General features: G+C 57.1%; 16 protein-coding genes. 11 read left to right on the forward strand and 5 right to left on the reverse strand.

Features of this window, described 5'->3' with window-relative positions; translation table 11 throughout:
- Positions 1–111: 111 nt before the first annotated feature.
- From ACO05M_RS10380 to ACO05M_RS10390, 3 genes are all read right to left on the reverse strand, one after another.
- Entirely contained in the window at positions 112–1032 is a 921-nt protein-coding gene (locus ACO05M_RS10380; RefSeq protein WP_421862152.1) for a LysR family transcriptional regulator, read from the reverse strand.
- A gap of 124 nt (positions 1033–1156) precedes the next feature.
- Positions 1157–2089 carry an ornithine carbamoyltransferase gene (gene argF, locus ACO05M_RS10385; RefSeq protein WP_421862155.1) on the reverse strand — a complete coding sequence of 311 codons (933 nt, stop codon included), beginning with the start codon at positions 2087–2089 and terminating at the stop codon, positions 1157–1159.
- Between the two features lie 103 nt (positions 2090–2192).
- Positions 2193–3377, reverse strand: a complete 1185-nt coding sequence (locus tag ACO05M_RS10390; RefSeq protein WP_421862157.1) for an aspartate aminotransferase family protein — start codon at positions 3375–3377, stop codon at positions 2193–2195.
- Between the two features lie 327 nt (positions 3378–3704).
- Here ACO05M_RS10390 and grxD point away from each other — a divergent pair, with 327 nt between their 5' ends.
- Both grxD and ACO05M_RS10400 read left to right on the forward strand, forming a co-directional pair.
- Positions 3705–4040 (forward strand): Grx4 family monothiol glutaredoxin, encoded by a 336-nt coding sequence (gene grxD, locus ACO05M_RS10395; RefSeq protein WP_421862160.1) that lies wholly within the window; start codon positions 3705–3707, stop codon positions 4038–4040.
- Positions 4041–4156: 116 nt separating this feature from the next.
- Positions 4157–4759: a peroxiredoxin gene (locus ACO05M_RS10400; protein ID WP_114694575.1), complete on the forward strand. Its 603-nt coding sequence runs from the start codon at positions 4157–4159 to the stop codon at positions 4757–4759.
- Positions 4760–4838: 79 nt separating this feature from the next.
- Here ACO05M_RS10400 and rnt read toward each other — a convergent pair whose 3' ends face one another.
- Both rnt and pyrC read right to left on the reverse strand, forming a co-directional pair.
- Complete coding sequence (rnt, locus tag ACO05M_RS10405) at positions 4839–5453, reverse strand: ribonuclease T (RefSeq protein ID WP_421870725.1); 615 nt, start codon at positions 5451–5453, stop codon at positions 4839–4841.
- Positions 5454–5512: 59 nt separating this feature from the next.
- Complete coding sequence (gene pyrC / locus ACO05M_RS10410) at positions 5513–6547, reverse strand: dihydroorotase (protein ID WP_421862163.1); 1035 nt, start codon at positions 6545–6547, stop codon at positions 5513–5515.
- 194 nt (positions 6548–6741) lie between these two features.
- Between pyrC and ACO05M_RS10415 the strand changes: the two genes are divergently transcribed.
- From ACO05M_RS10415 to ACO05M_RS10455, 9 genes are all read left to right on the forward strand, one after another.
- Positions 6742–7632, forward strand: coding sequence for a flagellar protein MotY (locus tag ACO05M_RS10415; protein WP_421862166.1), 891 nt, complete (start codon positions 6742–6744; stop codon positions 7630–7632).
- Positions 7633–7780: 148 nt separating this feature from the next.
- Positions 7781–9007, forward strand: coding sequence for an argininosuccinate synthase (locus ACO05M_RS10420; RefSeq protein WP_421862169.1), 1227 nt, complete (start codon positions 7781–7783; stop codon positions 9005–9007).
- 168 nt (positions 9008–9175) lie between these two features.
- Positions 9176–10759: a tetratricopeptide repeat protein gene (locus ACO05M_RS10425; protein ID WP_421862172.1), complete on the forward strand. Its 1584-nt coding sequence runs from the start codon at positions 9176–9178 to the stop codon at positions 10757–10759.
- 194 nt (positions 10760–10953) lie between these two features.
- Positions 10954–11646, forward strand: coding sequence for a response regulator transcription factor (locus ACO05M_RS10430; protein ID WP_421862175.1), 693 nt, complete (start codon positions 10954–10956; stop codon positions 11644–11646).
- Positions 11647–11911: 265 nt separating this feature from the next.
- Positions 11912–12946 carry a hydroxymethylglutaryl-CoA reductase gene (locus ACO05M_RS10435; RefSeq protein WP_421862178.1) on the forward strand — a complete coding sequence of 345 codons (1035 nt, stop codon included), beginning with the start codon at positions 11912–11914 and terminating at the stop codon, positions 12944–12946.
- A 42-nt stretch (positions 12947–12988) separates the two neighbouring features.
- Positions 12989–14020, forward strand: a complete 1032-nt coding sequence (gene fni, locus ACO05M_RS10440) for a type 2 isopentenyl-diphosphate Delta-isomerase (protein WP_421862181.1) — start codon at positions 12989–12991, stop codon at positions 14018–14020.
- 14 nt (positions 14021–14034) lie between these two features.
- A complete protein-coding gene (locus ACO05M_RS10445; RefSeq protein ID WP_421862184.1) occupies positions 14035–15201 on the forward strand; it encodes a hydroxymethylglutaryl-CoA synthase in 1167 nt (388 codons plus the stop codon).
- A complete protein-coding gene (locus ACO05M_RS10450; RefSeq protein WP_421862187.1) occupies positions 15201–16217 on the forward strand; it encodes a mevalonate kinase family protein in 1017 nt (338 codons plus the stop codon). Before ACO05M_RS10445 ends, ACO05M_RS10450 begins: the two co-directional genes overlap by 1 nt.
- Positions 16201–17148 carry a mevalonate kinase family protein gene (locus ACO05M_RS10455; RefSeq protein WP_421862189.1) on the forward strand — a complete coding sequence of 316 codons (948 nt, stop codon included), beginning with the start codon at positions 16201–16203 and terminating at the stop codon, positions 17146–17148. The genes ACO05M_RS10450 and ACO05M_RS10455 overlap by 17 nt, the downstream gene beginning before the upstream one ends.
- The last annotated feature ends 26 nt before the right edge of the window (positions 17149–17174 follow it).

A 17174-nucleotide genomic window follows, 5' to 3' on the forward strand; every position in this document is an offset into this window, starting at 1 on the left:
AGTCGACCTATATAGAGCTCGTGCACTCGATGTGCACAGAAAAAACAGGGCGTTAGTGTACGCCCTGTGTTCGAGGATGACTAGGGAATCGCAGCCCTATTAGCGGGCGGCTCAGTTCTTGGCCGTGGCACGGATCCCGTTAAGGGTTTTGAACGAGGTTTCGCGTGCCGTATCGAGGAAGTCACGCATAAATTCGGCGTCTTTCTGATCCTCGCGGATAGCAGCATAGAGCGTTGACCAGACGCCCTTGGAGCCGAGCTGGCAGGCGCTGACATAGTTGCGTTCGAGGTATTCGCTCAGCGCCCAGTTGGGCAGACCGCAAACGCCGCGACCGCTGGCCACCAGCTGCATCATCATCACCGTCATCTCGGCGGTGCGGATCTCCGGGTCGACATCGGCCGGGTCGAGGAAACGGGTGAAAATGTCGAGGCGGTTACGATCGACCGGATAGCAGATCAGTGTCTCCTGCGCGATATCGCTCGGTTCGACATGGCCTTTGCGGGCCAGCGGATGTTGGTTGGAAACCGCCAGCAGGATTTCGTAGGCGAACAGGGGTTCGTACTGAATACTGTTGATCGGTTGTGGGTCGGAAGTGATCACCAGATCCAGCTCGCCCCGGGCCAGTGCCGGCAGCGGTGAAAAGTTGAACCCGCTGGCCAGATCCAGTTCCACCTCGGGCCAGTTCTCGCGGAAGCGATCGATCGTCGGCATCAGCCACTGGAAGCAGCTGTGGCATTCGATCGACATATTCAGTCGGCCGGTTTCGCCGCCGGCCAGGCGGGCGATGTCCCGTTCGGCGTTGCGGATCATCGGCAGCACATCGTCAGCCAGCGCCAGCAGCCGTTGGCCGGCGCTGGTGAAGCAGATCGGTTTGGTTTTGCGGATAAACAGCGAGCAATTGAGTCGCTCTTCCAGGTCTTTGATCTGGTGCGACAGGGCGGACTGGGTTAGGAAGACACGTTCGGCAGCTTCGACCAGGCTGCCGGTATCACGCAGCGCGGCCAGGGTTTTCAGGTGTCTCAATTCGACCATACATCCGCCTCCATCGTTGAGTCATTGCTGACTGGTTATGAACGAAATTCAAGTATAGTCGGAATTGGCACCGATGGGGTGGGCAGAGGGGCAGCAATCACCGCCCCGACTGCCGCAGTTGTGCTCAGGGCACGTGTTTTTGGATGCCGAACACCAGGAATTCCATCAGTGCTTTTTGGGCATGGAGGCGATTCTCTGCCTGATCAAAGACCGCTGAGCGCGGATCGTCGAGCATGTCTTCGCTGATCTCTTCGCCACGGTGGGCCGGCAGGCAGTGCAGGAAGATTGCTTCAGGATGGGCCAGATCCATCAGTGCAGGGCTGACCTGATAGATACCGGCGAACGCGGCCTCACGCTCTTTCTGCTCCTCTTCCTGACCCATCGAGGCCCAGACATCGGTGGTGACCAGATCAGCGCCGCGAACCGCTTCGGCCGGATCACGCAGGATCGTAACGCGGTCGGCGTGGGCTTCGACCAGTGCTGCCGGGGGCTCGTAACCTTCCGGACAGGCGATGCGCAGTTGGAAGTCGAACTGTGCAGCGGCATTGATGTAGGAGTTACACATATTGTTGCCGTCGCCGATCCAGACCACGGTCTTACCTTTGATCGAACCCCGCTGCTCGACGTAGGTTTGCATATCCGCCAGCAGTTGGCAGGGGTGGAAATCATCGGTCAGCGCGTTGATGACCGGTACGTTAGAGTAGCTGGCAAAATATTCGAGCTGCTGATGATCAAAGGTACGGACCATGATGATGTCGACCATCCGCGAGATCACCCGGGCGCTGTCTTCGACCGGCTCGCCGCGGCCCAGTTGGGTATCGCGCGGGGACAGGAAGATCGCGCTGCCGCCGAATTGGGTCATGCCGGCTTCGAACGAGACCCGGGTGCGGGTAGATGACTTCTCAAAGATCATCCCCAGCACCTGGTTCTTGAACGGCTCATAGATGACAGCCTCGTTACGCATCTCCTTAAGTTTGATCGCGCGGGCGATGACGTAATCCAGCTCCTCGGGGCTGAGGTCTTTCAGGGTCATGAAGTGTCGAGTTTGAGCGTCCATAGCTAAATACCTAAAACGCCCTCGAAAACTCAAGGGCGTTGTCGTGTTGGGGTTGAATGATGGCCGACGGTTGTCGGCACTAAATCTGTTTGTCGGCTCGACGCTATTCGTCGGAAACCAGAATTTTGATCAGCTTGCTGATCACACCAATGATCAGGCTGGCTTCGCTTTCATTAAGGATCAGCGGTGGCAACAGGCGAACGATCTTACCTTCTCCGGTAACGTTGAGCAAAATTCCTTTGACCTTGGCCAGTACGGCCAGCTCGGTGACCGGCTGATCCAGTTCGATCGCGACCATCAAGCCCTTGCCGCGGATATCGCGGACATAGTCAGCTCCTTCGAATTCACGTTGAAAGCCTTCAACCAGCAGAGCGCCCATATCGGCGGCCTTCTGACACAGACTGTCGGACTCGATGGTGTCGATCACCGCCAGCGCAGCGGCGCAGGCCAGTGGGTTACCGCCGAAGGTGGAACCGTGGGTACCCGGGCCGAGAACTCCGGCTGCCGCACCTCGAGCCAGGCAGGCACCGATCGGTACGCCGTTGCCGAGCCCTTTGGCGGTGGTGACCACGTCAGGCAGGATGTCATTGTGCTGGTAAGCGAAATAGCGCCCGGTCCGACCGTTGCCGGTCTGGACTTCATCCAGCATCAGCAACCAATTCTGCTCATCGCAGATCTGGCGCAGCTGGTTGAGGTAGTCCTGATCCGGAATCCGGACGCCGCTCTCTCCCTGGATCGGTTCGACCAGAATCGCCACCACGTTGCTATTGTTAGCGGCAATAGTACGGATGGCTTCGACATCGTTGAACGGCGCGCGGACAAAACCGGCAACCAGCGGTTCAAACCCGGCTTGAGCCTTGCGGTTACCGGTGGCGCTCAGAGTCGCCATGGTGCGGCCGTGGAATGACTGCTCCATCACGATGACCGACGGAGTGTCGATGCCACACTGACGTCCGTACAGGCGAGCCAGCTTGATCGCGGCTTCATTGGCTTCGGCACCGGAGTTGCCGAAAAAGACATTCTCCATTCCCGACAGATCGCACAGACGTTGAGCCAGCTCGGTCTGCAGCGGAATGGTGTAAAGGTTGGAGGTATGAATCAGTCGGGCGGCCTGCTCGGTGATGGCGGCGGTGACTTTCGGGTGCGCATGACCCAGGCCGCAGACAGCAATGCCGCTGAGCGCATCGAGAAACTTGTTACCCTGCTGATCGTATAGCCAGGCGCCTTCGCCGCGTTCAAACGCCACGGAGAGCCGGGAGTAATTGTTCATCAGCGGTGAGTCTGTCATTGTCGAATTCCTTTACGGCGGCAAACTAAGGAGCTATCGAGCTTCGGCTGCCCCTGTGAAAAAGGGTCAATTCTAACCACGGGTTTTTGGATTTGGCAAACTCCGGCGCAGGCTGTCAAGTCTGGCAGGAAGTTGATTTGCCAAATAGAATAGTGAAACGGTCAGTATAGCCAGCGGTTATCGATTTACTTCATTTCGTCACAAAAATATCTCGTTATAGAGCCAGACAAAAATAGTCGGATATGGGTATAATCGCAGGCAAAAGGGGCTTGCATGGCAAGTCCCGGGGGGAGCTGAGCGCTCTTTAAACTAACTTACAGGTGAACCATGACCACAGTCGTCGATACCATTAAAGATCAAATTGAAAACAACCCGATTCTGCTTTACATGAAGGGTACGCCGAAGTTCCCGCAGTGCGGTTTCTCTTCCCAGGCATCCCAGGCGATCATGGGTTGTGGCGAGCGTTTTGCTTTCGTCAATATCCTGGAAAACCCTGAAATTCGCGCTGAGTTGCCGAAGTACGCCAACTGGCCTACCTTTCCGCAACTCTGGGTTGAAGGCGAGCTGATCGGCGGCTGCGACATCATTGTCGAAATGGCGCAGAATGGTGAACTTGAGACTCTGATCAAAGCTGCAGCGCAAAAGGCAGCTGACAGCGAATAGTCGTATAAGCTAAATATTCCATCGCATAAGCTAATATTCCATTGGCTGTTGCTGGGGCAGGTCGGGGGGTCTGTCCTTATAACTTTAATCCCAAAAGCAACTTGGAGAAGCTAATAATGAGCGTACTCGTTGGTAAGGAAGCACCGGACTTTACCGTTCCTGCGGTACTGGGTGACGGTTCCATCGTTGACCAGTTCAACCTGAAAGAAGCGATCAAAGGTAAATATGGTCTGGTCTTCTTCTACCCGCTGGACTTCACTTTCGTCTGCCCGTCCGAGCTGATCGCTCTGGATCACCGTGTAGACGCGTTCAAAGAGCGCAACGTTGAAGTCATCGGTGTTTCCATCGATTCACACTTCACCCACAACGCCTGGCGTAACACCCCGGTTAACGAGGGTGGCATCGGTGCGGTCAAGTACACCCTGGCTGCCGACATGAACCACGACATCTGCAAAGCCTACGACGTTGAGTCCGCTGGTGGTGTGGCTTTCCGTGGCGCCTTCCTGATCGACACCAACGGTGTGGTTCGTTCTCAGATCGTTAACGACCTGCCGCTGGGCCGTAATATGGACGAGCTGATTCGTCTGGTTGACGCGCTGCAGTTCCACGAAGAGCACGGCGAAGTTTGCCCGGCTGGCTGGAACAAGGGCGACGCCGGTATGAACGCCTCTCCGGACGGTGTGGCTGCGTACCTGAGCGACAACGCTGACAAGCTGTAAGTTTTTACAGGCGATAAAAAGCCCGCTCTAGAGCGGGCTTTTTTGTGTCTGGGGTTCCGGTTTCGAACAGGCCGAGCCGTCAGTCGTGCATTTCCGGGTCCCAGCCGCCCAGCTCTTTCCAGCGATTGACGATCAAGCTGAACAGCTCGGCCGTGCGTTCGGTGTCGTAGGCGGCTGAGTGGGCCTGGCGGTTGTCGAAATCGATCCCGGCTACGTCGCAGGCTTTGGCCAGTACGGTCTGGCCGAACGCCAAACCGGCCAGGGTGGCGGTGTCGAAGCAGGAGAACGGGTGGAACGGATTGCGCTTGATCTCGGCGCGCTCGCAGGCGGCGTTGATAAAACTCAGGTCGAAGGCGGCGTTGTGACCGACCAGAATCGCCCGCTTGCAGCCGTGGGCTTTGATCGCTTTGCGGATCGGTTTGAAGATCTGCTCCAGCGCTTCTTTCTCAGAGACCGCTTCACGGAACGGGCTATAAGGGTCGATACCGGTAAACTCCAGCGCCGCTTTTTCCAGGTTGGCGCCTTCGAAGGGCTCGACGTTGCAGTCGATGGTCTGATCCGGGATCAGCAAACCTTCGTCATCCATGGTCAGTAGTGAGGCGGCAACCTCAAGTAGCGCATCGGTCTTCGGATTAAAGCCGGCGGTTTCGACATCGATGACGACCGGCAAATAACCGCGAAATCGCTCCGACATCAATTGGGCGATCGGGGATAGGGTGTTAGCCACTGATAGAAGTCCTTATCGAATTCAGGCTAGGCGACCACGCGCCATTGAATGGTTTCACCGGCACGTAGCGGGACGATCGGCTGGTCACCGAACTGCAGGGTTTCGGCCTGGGTCCAGGGCTGTTTCTCCAGCACGATCTTGTCGCTGTTTCTGGGCAAGCCATAGAAGTCGGGACCGTGGAACGAAGCAAAACCTTCCAGCTTGTCCAGTGCGTTCATCGATTCGAACGCCTCGGCGTAGAGCTCGATTGCCGAGGTGGCGCTGTAACAACCGGCGCATCCGCAGGCGCTTTCCTTGGCGGACTGGGCATGGGGGGCCGAATCGGTGCCGAGGAAAAATTTCGGGCTGCCGGAGGTGGCGGCTTCCAGTAGCGCCTGCTGATGGATGTTGCGTTTCAGGATCGGCAGGCAGTACAGGTGCGGCTTGATCCCGCCAACCAGCATGTCGTTGCGGTTGAACAGCAGGTGTTGAGGCGTGATCGTGGCGGCGATGTTGTCACCGGCGGCGGCGACAAACTGGGCCGCATCGGCGGTGGTGATGTGTTCCATCACGATCTTCAGATCAGTGAAGCGCTCGGTGAGCGGCATCAGCTGTTGCTCGATAAAGACCTTCTCGCGCTCGAAGATATCGATATTGGCATGGGTGACTTCACCGTGGACCAACAGCGGGATTCCCAGCTCCTGCATCGCTTCCAGGGCGCCGTAGACGTTTTCCAGTGCGGTGACGCCCGATGCAGAGTTGGTGGTGGCTCCGGCCGGGTATAGTTTGACCGCGGTGACGCAGCCGCTGGCTTTGGCCTTGCGCAGCTCGTCGGCACTGGTGCCGTCGGTCAGGTACAGGGTCATCAAAGGATCGAATCCGCGCTCGGTCGGCATCTGGTCCAGAATCCGTTGGCGGTAGGCTTGAGCGTGATCGGTGGTGGTGACCGGGGGGACCAGGTTGGGCATAACGATGGCGCGGCCGAAGTAACGGGCCATGTCGGCGACGGTGTTACGCAGTACCTCGCCGTCACGCAGATGAACATGCCAGTCATCTGGGCGTGTGATTTCAAGACGTTGCATGGAGATCCTTGGAAACAGCTTGCTGAAAGGGCCGATTTTATCAGCCCCGCTCAAAACCGACCACCGTCCTCGGGCTTGTATTCGATCGGTTTTGGCTAAAGTTTTGCCAATTGGAGGCGAACCAATACAATAGTTGGCAATCTTTATATAGCCGGCGTCTATTGCTGATTTCGGTCTTAAGCGCGGTAATGTTGATGGCTTTTAAAAACCTTTTAGATCGGCTGCCCCACGGCAGTCTGGCGGCGGCCTCCGTTGCGGCGTTGCTGACGGGGCCGGTACAGGCGGTGACCTTTATTGCACCGCTGGATGATACCCGCTGGGAGCTGGAAGCCTCCAAGTTCAGTTGCCGGCTGTCTCAACCGATACCGGATTTCGGTACCGCGACCTTTGAACATCGGGCCGGGGAGCAGTTGGAGTTTGTTATCAGCTCGCCGCAAGCGGAGTTGCTGGGTGACGAAACCCTGATTATGGCGGAGGCGCCGCCTTGGCACCCCGGCCGCGGCACCCATCGGATCGGGGTGATTCGTGATGCCGTCAACAGCAAGTCGTTCCGACTGCAGCCGCCGTTGGCCAAAGACATTCTGACGTCGCTTTACCAGGGACGCATGCCTGCACTGACGAACCAGAATTGGTACGGCACCGATACGGCGGTGAAGGTGGCGATCTCAGCAGCTAATTTCCAGCAGGCCTACAGCAGTTATCAGGACTGTGTCGGCGAGCTGTTACCGGTCAATTTCCAACAGGTTGCCCGTTCTGCGGTGTTGTTTCCGTCGGCCCAGTGGCGGCTGTCGGATTCGACCCGTCAGCGCCTCGATCTGGTAGCGCTCTATGTCAAAAATGATCCCTCGGTAAAAACCATTTACGTGGACGGCCATTCCGACAACCTGGGTCGCCGGTTGGCCAACCGGGATCTGTCGCGTCAGCGGGCTGAGGCGGTAACACGCTATCTGGCCAAGATCGGTATCAATGAGGAGATGATCACGACCCGATACCATGGCGAACGCTATCCGGTGGTGAAAAACTCCAATTCCAAAAACCGTGCCCGTAACCGCCGGGTGACGGTGCGGCTTGAGCGTGACGAGTAGCGCAGCAGCTGGCGTTAGTTTTGCTCGGCTTGATCACAGAGTTTTTTGGGTAGGCTATCCCAGCACCCTGTTTTTACGTGTATAATTCTGCGGTTCTTTTTTCGGCAGTCCGCTACCGTTCTGGAGCGGGTCGTTTACGGAGTCAACCATGTCAGATATTAAGAAGGTCGTTCTGGCCTATTCCGGTGGTCTGGATACCTCGGTCATCGTTAAGTGGCTGCAGGAGACCTACAACTGTGAGGTGGTAACCTTTACCGCCGACCTGGGTCAGGGCGAAGAGGTCGAACCGGCCCGCGCCAAGGCTGAAGCGCTGGGCGTGAAAGAGATTTACATCGAAGACCTGCGCGAAGAGTTTGTCCGTGACTTCGTATTCCCGATGTTCCGCGCCAACACCGTTTATGAAGGTGAATACCTGCTGGGTACCTCCATCGCCCGTCCGCTGATCGCCAAGCGTCTGGTTGAAATTGCCAACGAGACCGGTGCCGATGCGATCTCCCACGGTGCAACCGGCAAGGGTAACGACCAGGTTCGTTTCGAACTGGGTGCCTACGCACTGAAGCCGGGCGTTAAAGTGATTGCTCCCTGGCGTGAGTGGGATCTGAACTCCCGTGACAAGCTGATGGCCTACTGCGATACCCACGGTATCGAGGTGGACTTCAAGAAGAAGGGTAAGAAGTCGCCTTACTCCATGGATGCCAACCTGCTCCATATCTCCTATGAGGGTGGTGTGCTGGAAGATCCTTGGACCGAGGCCGAAGAGGACATGTGGCGCTGGAGTGTTTCTCCGGAGCAGGCCCCGGACAAGGCGACCTACATCGATCTGACCTACCAGAAAGGTGATATCGTCGCCATCGACGATCAGCCGATGAGCCCGGCGACCGTGCTGGAATACCTGAACAAGATCGGTGGTGAGAACGGTATCGGCCGTCTCGATATCGTCGAGAACCGCTTTGTCGGTATGAAGTCACGTGGTTGTTACGAGACTCCTGGCGGCACCATCATGCTGCGTGCTCACCGCGCCATCGAGTCGATCACCCTCGACCGTGAAGCCGCTCACCTGAAAGACGAGCTGATGCCGCGTTATGCCGAAATCATCTACAACGGCTTCTGGTGGTCCGAAGAGCGCAAGATGCTGCAGGCGATGATCGATTACTCCCAACGCGACGTGAACGGTAAGGTTCGTCTGAAACTGTACAAGGGCAATGTCGAAGTGATCGGTCGTAGCTCTGACGACAGCCTGTTCGACGAGTCGATCGCCACCTTCGAAGACGATGCCGGTGCTTACGATCAGAAGGATGCAGCTGGCTTTATCAAGCTGAACGCCCTGCGGATGCGTATTGCCGCTGGTAAAGGTCGTAGCCTGCTGGAGGACTGATGATCGGTTGATCATCATGCCCGGTTCTAAAAAGCCCTGAATTGTCAGGGCTTTTTTTTGAATTGATTTTGTTCTCTATCAACGTTTGCGCTTGAGTGGCAGGCACTTTTTGGTATTGTCTGTTTAACTATCCATAACTCTCCAACTGATTTTCCGGACATCCCCAGTATGGCAGCATTGCTGGCCGACAAAACCGTTCTGATCGTCGCTAAACGACTGGAGTCGCTGGCTTCATTGCGCACGTTGGTGCAGGGGCAGCAGGCCGGGTTGGTTCAGGTGGCGTCCTCAGCCAATATGGCGTTAAGCCTGCTGCGGATGCAGTCGTTTGATCTCTGCCTGATCGAGCACGGCCTCGGTGAGGGGGAAAAGAACGGTTATCAGGTGATCGAAGAGTCGGTGCGCGAAGGCCTCAAACGGGCGGTTGACTGCCAGATTCTGATTCTTCCGGAGGGCAGCACCAGCGTTGCCAACGACTCGCTGGAGTCGTTTGCCGATTCTTTCTTCGTCAAACCGGTATCTCCCCAGCTATTTGATAGTCGACTTGAAAAGCTGTTGAAGCTGAAGAAAGCGGTCAGGCCTGCTGAGGAGCTGGTCGATCAAGGCGAGGATGGCAAGGCTATCCAGATGATCGAGCAGATGCTGCGCAAGATGCCTTCGTTGGGGCCCTATTTGACCCGTTTGCAGAGCCGTCTGCTGATTCAACAGCAAGACTACGACCGGGCGCGACGTCTGTTGCAGAATGCCGCCGATGAGCGGGGGATGTCCTGGGCCTACATGGGGATGGGGATCTGCCATTACCATGAGGGGCACTTTGCCGAGGCGATGGCCTGTTTCAATCAGGTATTGGAGCGTTCCCCGGAGAGTATCGAAGCCTTTGACTGGCTGTCACGCCTTTACCGCGTGATCGGACGTAATGAACCGGCCCAGAAGCTGCTGGAAAAAGCGGTCGCCGTGCATCCAACGGTGCCGGTGCTGCAGTCTGACCTGGGCGATGTGGCCAGTGAGAACAGTAGCTGGGATGTGGCGATTGGGGCTTTTCGTGAATCGGTCAAGTACGCCCGCCACTCCTGTTATCAGAAGCCCAACAACTATTTCGGTCTGGCCCGGTGCCTGCAGACCAAGGTTTCGCCCCAGGGCGGCTCGCATTCATCCCGAGCAGAACAAGAAGCGGTTCGAGCCTTGGAAGATGTGGCTTACGAGTACAAAGATGATCGCCTGATCCGTTTCAAGTCACGCCTGATGACGTCGGAGACCTACAAGCTATCCGGTGATATCAAGCGGGCTAATGCGGCAGCGCAGGATGCATTTGTCGATTTCAAGAAGCTGGATGACAGCCAGCAGGCCGAAGAGTTGGATAACCTGCTCGAAGGGCTGGAAAACACCCAGTTGCAGACGGTGGCCGAAGAGTACAAGGCCGACTTCAGTCGCCGGGTCTTTACCGAAACCGAATGGGGACGCAATAACCTACAGGGGATCAGTTTCTACCGTAAGGGTAAGTTCGAAGAGGCGTTCGATTTTTTCCTCAAAGCCTTAGAAACGGTTCCGAACAGTCCCAGTGTGCTTCTTAATCTGGTCCAAACCGGCTACGAGTTGGTGCAGCTGCAACCGCAGCGGGCGACAGAAATTTTGGCGGTCTGTAATGAGCGTTTGCTGAATGTCAGCATCGGTGCCATGAATTCCAAACAGCAGGATCGATTCCGTGCGCTGAGTGATCGGCGGGCGATGTTGTCGGATCCGGAATTTGATGCCTGAGCATTCGAATTTTCTATTCCAAAACCGGAATTTTCTGAACTTACCCGCCTCCAGGGCTTCTATACTTACTGAAAAGACATGCAGCTATCCTAAGGTGGCCGGATGTCGACCGACTTGCCCAGATTTTTCGTTCCAATCATTGTTTCAGGCGGCGGGTCGATAGGTAGTACCGACTGATCTCGGAAGGGGGCTAGATGCTTCGTATCGCTGTAATGGAGCCGGATCGTCAACTGGCTGAATCGATTATGTCCTGGTTGCAGCAGGCCGGCCATGAATACACCTGTTGCTCCCAACCCTCAGAGTTTCTTGCCTGTCTGCAGCAGCAGTCGTTTGACCTGATGCTGGTCGATTGCGGTTGCGACGATGAGATCTGTCTTGCCCTGATTGAGCAGGGGCTGGCTAACCAAAGTGAGCGTATACCGTTGCTGTTTATCAGCACCCCGGAAGCAGAAAGTCAGATTGTCAAAGCGCTGGCGCAGGGGGCTGATGACTTTATCTGCAAGCCGTTACAGGCCGATCAGTTGCTATCACGAGTTCACGTACTGGCGCGTCGCTTCGATGCGCAGCATCAAGAGCAGCTGCCGGCGCTGCAGCAGTTTGGCCCCTTCCTGATCGATCGAAACCAGCATCAACTCAGCCGTGACGGTCAACCCTTGTCACTTACCGATAAGGACTTCTGCCTGGCCGATTACCTGTTTACCCATCCCAACCAGTTATTGTCGAGGCATAGGCTGCTGTCTGAAGTTTGGGGGGTCAGTCAGGAGGTCAATACCCGTACGGTCGACATGCACATCAGTCGTCTGCGCAAATCGCTATTGCTTGAAGGCAGTGGTTATGAAATTGAGACCGTGCACCAGCACGGCTATCGACTGCTGACCGACGAGTAACATCACTGTTCAAATATCTCGCCAGCGTTTCGTGTAGGGAGCAATGCCCCCAGGTTTGTTGTTGGCGCTCTGGCTACAACGGAGTGCCAACCTGCCGGCAGGGCTTACTAAATTGCATTCGTTCTGGGCGGCAGATACAATCGCCCCAGCCTTTTTAGGGTGGTTTTGTACCCGGCTCTTGAACCGGTTCAAAACCACTTACGAACAGTTCGATCAGAACTGTCTCAGACACTTCTCTTTGCCAGCTATCAGTTAAGCCGAGCGGATGAAATCACACAAAATCACTACAGCCCCGATCCCGATGCGCAATGTCGGTCCCGTCAAAGTTATCGGAGAGGAGGTTGACGATGAAGTGATGGTGCCGCTGGCCACTTATGAAACGCCTTTGTGGCCTTCGGTTGGCCGTGGGGCCCGTGTGACCAAGCTGGCCGGCGGTATCCGGGCTACCGTGATCGATGATCGGATGAGTCGATCGATCCTGCTCGAAGCGGCGGATGCTGGCGTTGCGCTGGCGGCCATTAACAGCCTCAAGGGGCGGATGTCCGACCTCAATGCGGTGGTGGCCAAAAGCAGCCGCTTTGCCAAGTTGATCGATCTGCATACCCAGGTCGTGGCCAATATGATCTACCTGCGGCTGGAGTTCACCACCGGCGATGCCTCCGGTCATAACATGGTCACGAATGCGGCCGACCAACTGTTCCCGTGGATTTTGGAGCAGTATCCGCAACTCAGCTATGTGTCGATTTCGGCCAACTACTGTTCGGATAAAAAAGCCACCGCGGTCAACGGGATTCTCGGTCGCGGCAAGTATGTTGTCGCCGAGGTCACGATTCCGCGTGAGCTGTGTCAGCGTCGCTTGAAAACCACCCCTGAACAGGTGGTGGAGCTGAACATCAAGAAGAACCTGATCGGCACCCTGATGGCCGGCGGTATCCGCAGCGCCAACGCCCACTACGCCAATATGCTGCTGGCGTTTTATCTGGCCACCGGCCAGGATGCGGCCAATATCGTCGAAGGTTCTCAAGGAGTGGTGCATGCCGAAGTTCGAGACGGCGACCTGTACTTCTCCGCTACGCTGCCCAATCTGATCATGGGTAGTGTCGGCAACGGTAAAGGGTTGGGCTTTGTCGAAGACAATCTGGCCATGCTGGGTTGCAAAGAGGAGCGCGAACCCGGTGAGAATGCCCGTCGGCTGGCGATCTGGTGCGCGGCCACCGTTCTTTGTGGCGAGCTGTCGCTGATGGCGGCTCAGACCAATCCCGGCGAGTTGATGCAATCTCATCTGGCAATGGAACGCTGAGGCGTTATCCGGCTTCGATACTGAACCCGATTCGAGCACGAAATGAGTGATCCGACCAATAGCCGCAAGACCGAACATATCCGGGCAATAGAGAAGGATGTTGGTGTTGATCGTAATCGTCACCACTTTGATGACATCCGTCTGCGCCATCGCGCGTTACCGCAGTTAGATCTGAGCCAGGTCGATCCGAGCTGCGAGTTTCTCGGTAAAAAACTCAGCTTCCCGCTTCTGATCTCGTCGATGACCGGCGGCGATCACGAACAGCTGCGAACGATCAACCGTAACCTGGCCATCGCCGCCGAGCGCTGTGGCGTTGCGATGGCGGTTGGCTCCCAACGGGTGATGTTCAGCCATCCCGGTGCCAAAGCCAGCTTTGAGTTGCGCCAATATGCGCCGACGACCTTGCTGATGGGCAACCTGGGGGCGGTACAGCTCAATTACGGTTTCGGAATCGAGCAGGCTAGGAAAGCGGTCGAAGTTCTTCAGGCCGATGCGTTGTTTCTTCACCTCAATCCGTTGCAGGAAGCGGTACAGCCCGAAGGTGACACCGATTTTTCCGGATTGGATCTGAAGCTTAAGGCCCTGGTTGAGGCGCTTGATCAGCCGGTGATCTTAAAAGAGGTCGGCGCGGGCCTGGCGCCTGAAGATATCGCGCTGGGCCTGGATTTCGGTGTGCAGTTGTTTGACCTGGCCGGCAGCGGCGGCACCTCCTGGAGCCGTATCGAACACCATCGTTGCCGCCCCGATGGCGAGCGTTCGCTCGGGCTGCTGTTCCAGGATTGGGGCATTCCGACCCCGACCGCACTCCGCTTGGCTAGACCTTATATGCATCAGGCACAATTTATTGCCAGCGGCGGCCTCAGATCGGGTATCGACATGGTGAAATCTGTTATACTCGGCGGCTCGCTTTGTGGCATGGCGGCACCTTTCTTAAAGCCGGCCATGGAATCGCCCGAAGCGGTAATGACAACGATTGAACACATTAAGCGTGAATTTATAACAGCGATGTTCCTGCTCGGTGCGGCCGATCTGGAACAGCTGCGGTTGAACGATGCGCTACTGTTGGACGAATAGGATTTTCTTAGAGCATGTCTGTCGGTATTGATGATATCAGCTTTTATACGTCGAATTTTTACCTTGATCTCAAGAGCTTAGCAGACGTACAAAATATCGATGCCGAGAAGTACTACCAGGGAATCGGCCAGGAAAAAATGGGCATCGTTGGTGCCGATGAAGATGTCGTGACCATGGCGGCGGCGGCAGCGCTACCGTTGCTGGAGCGTTGCGATCGCGCTGACATCGATACCCTGATGTTCGCCACCGAGACCGGTGTGGATCAGTCCAAGGCGGCCGGTGTGTTTGTTCACGGCTTACTGGATCTGCCCAATCGCTGTCGGGTTGTCGAGCTTAAGCAGGCCTGTTACTCCGCCACTGCGGCGATCCAGATGGCTTGTGCCATCGTGGCCCGTGATCCAAAACGCAAAGTGCTGGTGCTGGCCTCCGATATCGCCCGCTATGACCTGGCCTCTTCCGGGGAGGCGACCCAGGGCTGTGGTGCCGTTGCGGTATTGATCGGCTCGAACCCGAAACTGGTTGAGATCGCCCCCGAATCGGGCCGCTATACCGAAGATGTGATGGATTTCTGGCGACCCAATTACCGCTCTACCGCGCTGGTGGACGGTAAGTACTCCACCAAAATCTACCTGACGGCGCTGAAGCAGGCCTACAGTGACTATCTGGAACAGGGCGGCGCCGAGTTCGAACAGCTCGACTACCTCTGCTATCACCTGCCGTTCAGCCGTATGGCCGAGAAGGCCCAGACCCAGCTGTCACGCTTCACCCATAGCGAGCGAAGCAAGGCTGCGCTGGATGCGATGGTGATGCCGACGCTGAATTACAACCGCATCATTGGCAACAGCTACACCGCGTCGATCTATATCGGTCTGGCGTCGCTGCTGGATAATCCGGAACTGGAGTTAAGCGGTCAGCGGGTCGGTTTCTTCAGCTACGGCTCCGGCTGCGTATCGGAGTTTTTCAGCGGAACAGTTGTCCCCGGCTATCGTGACTACCTGCATACCGACAAGCACCAGGCCATGTTGCAGGCGCGGACCGAGTTGAGCTACACCGAATACCTCAAGTTCTACAATTTCGAATGTCCGGCCGACGGCGGCGATCATCTAATGCCCGAGCAGACCACCGGACCCTTCCGTCTCGAAGCAATCAACCAGCATAAGCGGGTTTACAGCGCCCGCTGATGTACGCCCGGGCCCCGTCCAAGGCGATTCTTAGCGGCGAGCACGCCGTGGTCTACGGTAAGCCGGCACTGGCTTTGGCCTTGTGCCGCTATGCCACGGCCGAGATCGAGGCAGCCCCCGAGCTCGGTGATGACGCTGAGCTTCATCTCGATACTCTCGATACCCGTGTGCGGATCCGTCTGGATCAGTTGGCCCCCCTGCGGCGCCAGCTGCAGCAATACCACCAGCAATTTATCGCCGGCGAACGGCCGATCGAAACGGTCTTAGCGCAACCGGCGCTGTTATTCCAGTACGCCCTGTCTTTGCTTCCCGATTGCAGCTCGACGCTGTCCGGACGCCGCTTGACGTTGCGGTCGCAGATCCCGCTGGGCGCGGGGATGGGCTCATCGGCGGCCACGGTAACGGCGCTGCTCAAAGCGGTCTGCGGATATGCCAACAAGCCGCTGACCACCGAGGAACTGGTGGCTCTGGTGACTCAATGCGAGCAACTACAACACGGCCGCTCCAGCGGATTGGACCCGGCCGTCTGCGGCCGTGGCGGTTTACTGCGGTTTCAACAGACGGAGATCGAACCGCTGCCGGCAATCCTGGGACAGGGCTGGTATCTGTTCGACAGTGGCAAACCGGAGTGTTCAACCGGCCAGTGCGGCAGTCAGGTACGGCGCCATTTTGGTCAAAGCGGTATCTGGGATGAGTTCGCCGCGATCACCGAACAGTTTCAGCAGGCATTGCTGGCCGCAAACCCGGAACAGATTCATACCTCGATACGACAGAATCAGCGGCTGTTGGAGCGGATCGGAGTGGTGCCCGACAGGGTTCAACGGCTGGTACGGGATCTGGAGCAGCAAGGTGCCAGCGCCAAGGTCAGTGGAGCCGGCGCGGTGAGCGGCAGCCGGGCAGGGTTACTGTTGATCTATGCGCCGGAGCTGGCGCAGGGTGGTTTGCCGGGTGGCTCGTCATCTTGGCAGGCGCTGAAGATGGATACGATGGGAGCGGTTTATGAATCAGATCGATAGCAGTATCCGGGCGTCGGCCCCCGGAACCCTGATGCTGCTGGGCGAGCACGCGGTGCTGCATGGTGCCCGTGCGCTGGTGCTGGCGGTGGACAAACGAATCCGGGTCGAACTGACAGCATTGGATCAGCCGCAATTGGAGATTGAATCCGCGTTGGGACAGTACTCTGCGCCCATCGATCAGCGACCTTGGGATGCAACCTTCAGCTTTATCCTGACGGCATTTGAGCATTGTTACAGTGCCTTTGCTGAGACAGGAAAAGCCTGCAGCGCAGGCCTGCGGTTGCGGGTCGAATCTGATTTTTCCCACCTGGTAGGCTTGGGGTCGTCGGCCGCGGTGACGGTGGCAACCCTGGCAGTGTTGAACCGCTGGTTCGGACAGAGCCCGGACAACGATCAATTGTTTGAGCAGGCCCGCACGGTCATGCTGCAGGTGCAGGGGCGCGGATCGGGTGCCGATCTGGCGGCGGCGATCGAAGGCGGCATGGTTGCCTATCACCAGTCCGGCAAGCGTCAGAAACTGGCGACGCTGCCGCCGGTCGGCTTGTACTATTGTGGCTATAAATTGAAAACCCCGCTGGTGCTGGAACGGGTGGCCGGCGCAGCGGAACAGTTGCCCCATCTGTACCATCAGCTGTATCAGCTGATGGCTGAGTGTGCCGAGCAGGCCTGTGTGGCCGCAGGTGAGAGTGACTGGTCGCTGCTGGGACGGTTGATGAACTACTATCAGGGATTGATGGATGCACTGGGGGTCAATGACGCCAAGTTGTCGCAGATGATCTACCAGCTGCGGGAGGATCCTGAGGTCCAGGGTGCCAAAATTTCCGGCTCCGGCCTGGGTGATTGTGTCATTTCGTTGGGGCAACCCCGGTCGGTAGCACTGCCGGACCGGATTCCGGTAGAGGTTGCGCCCGAGGGTGTTTGCTTCGACTAAATCGCCGCGCCGCCTTCTCGCCGTAC

It is taken from the genome of Motiliproteus sp., assembly GCF_965230735.1.
Lineage (GTDB): Bacteria > Pseudomonadota > Gammaproteobacteria > Pseudomonadales > Balneatricaceae > Motiliproteus.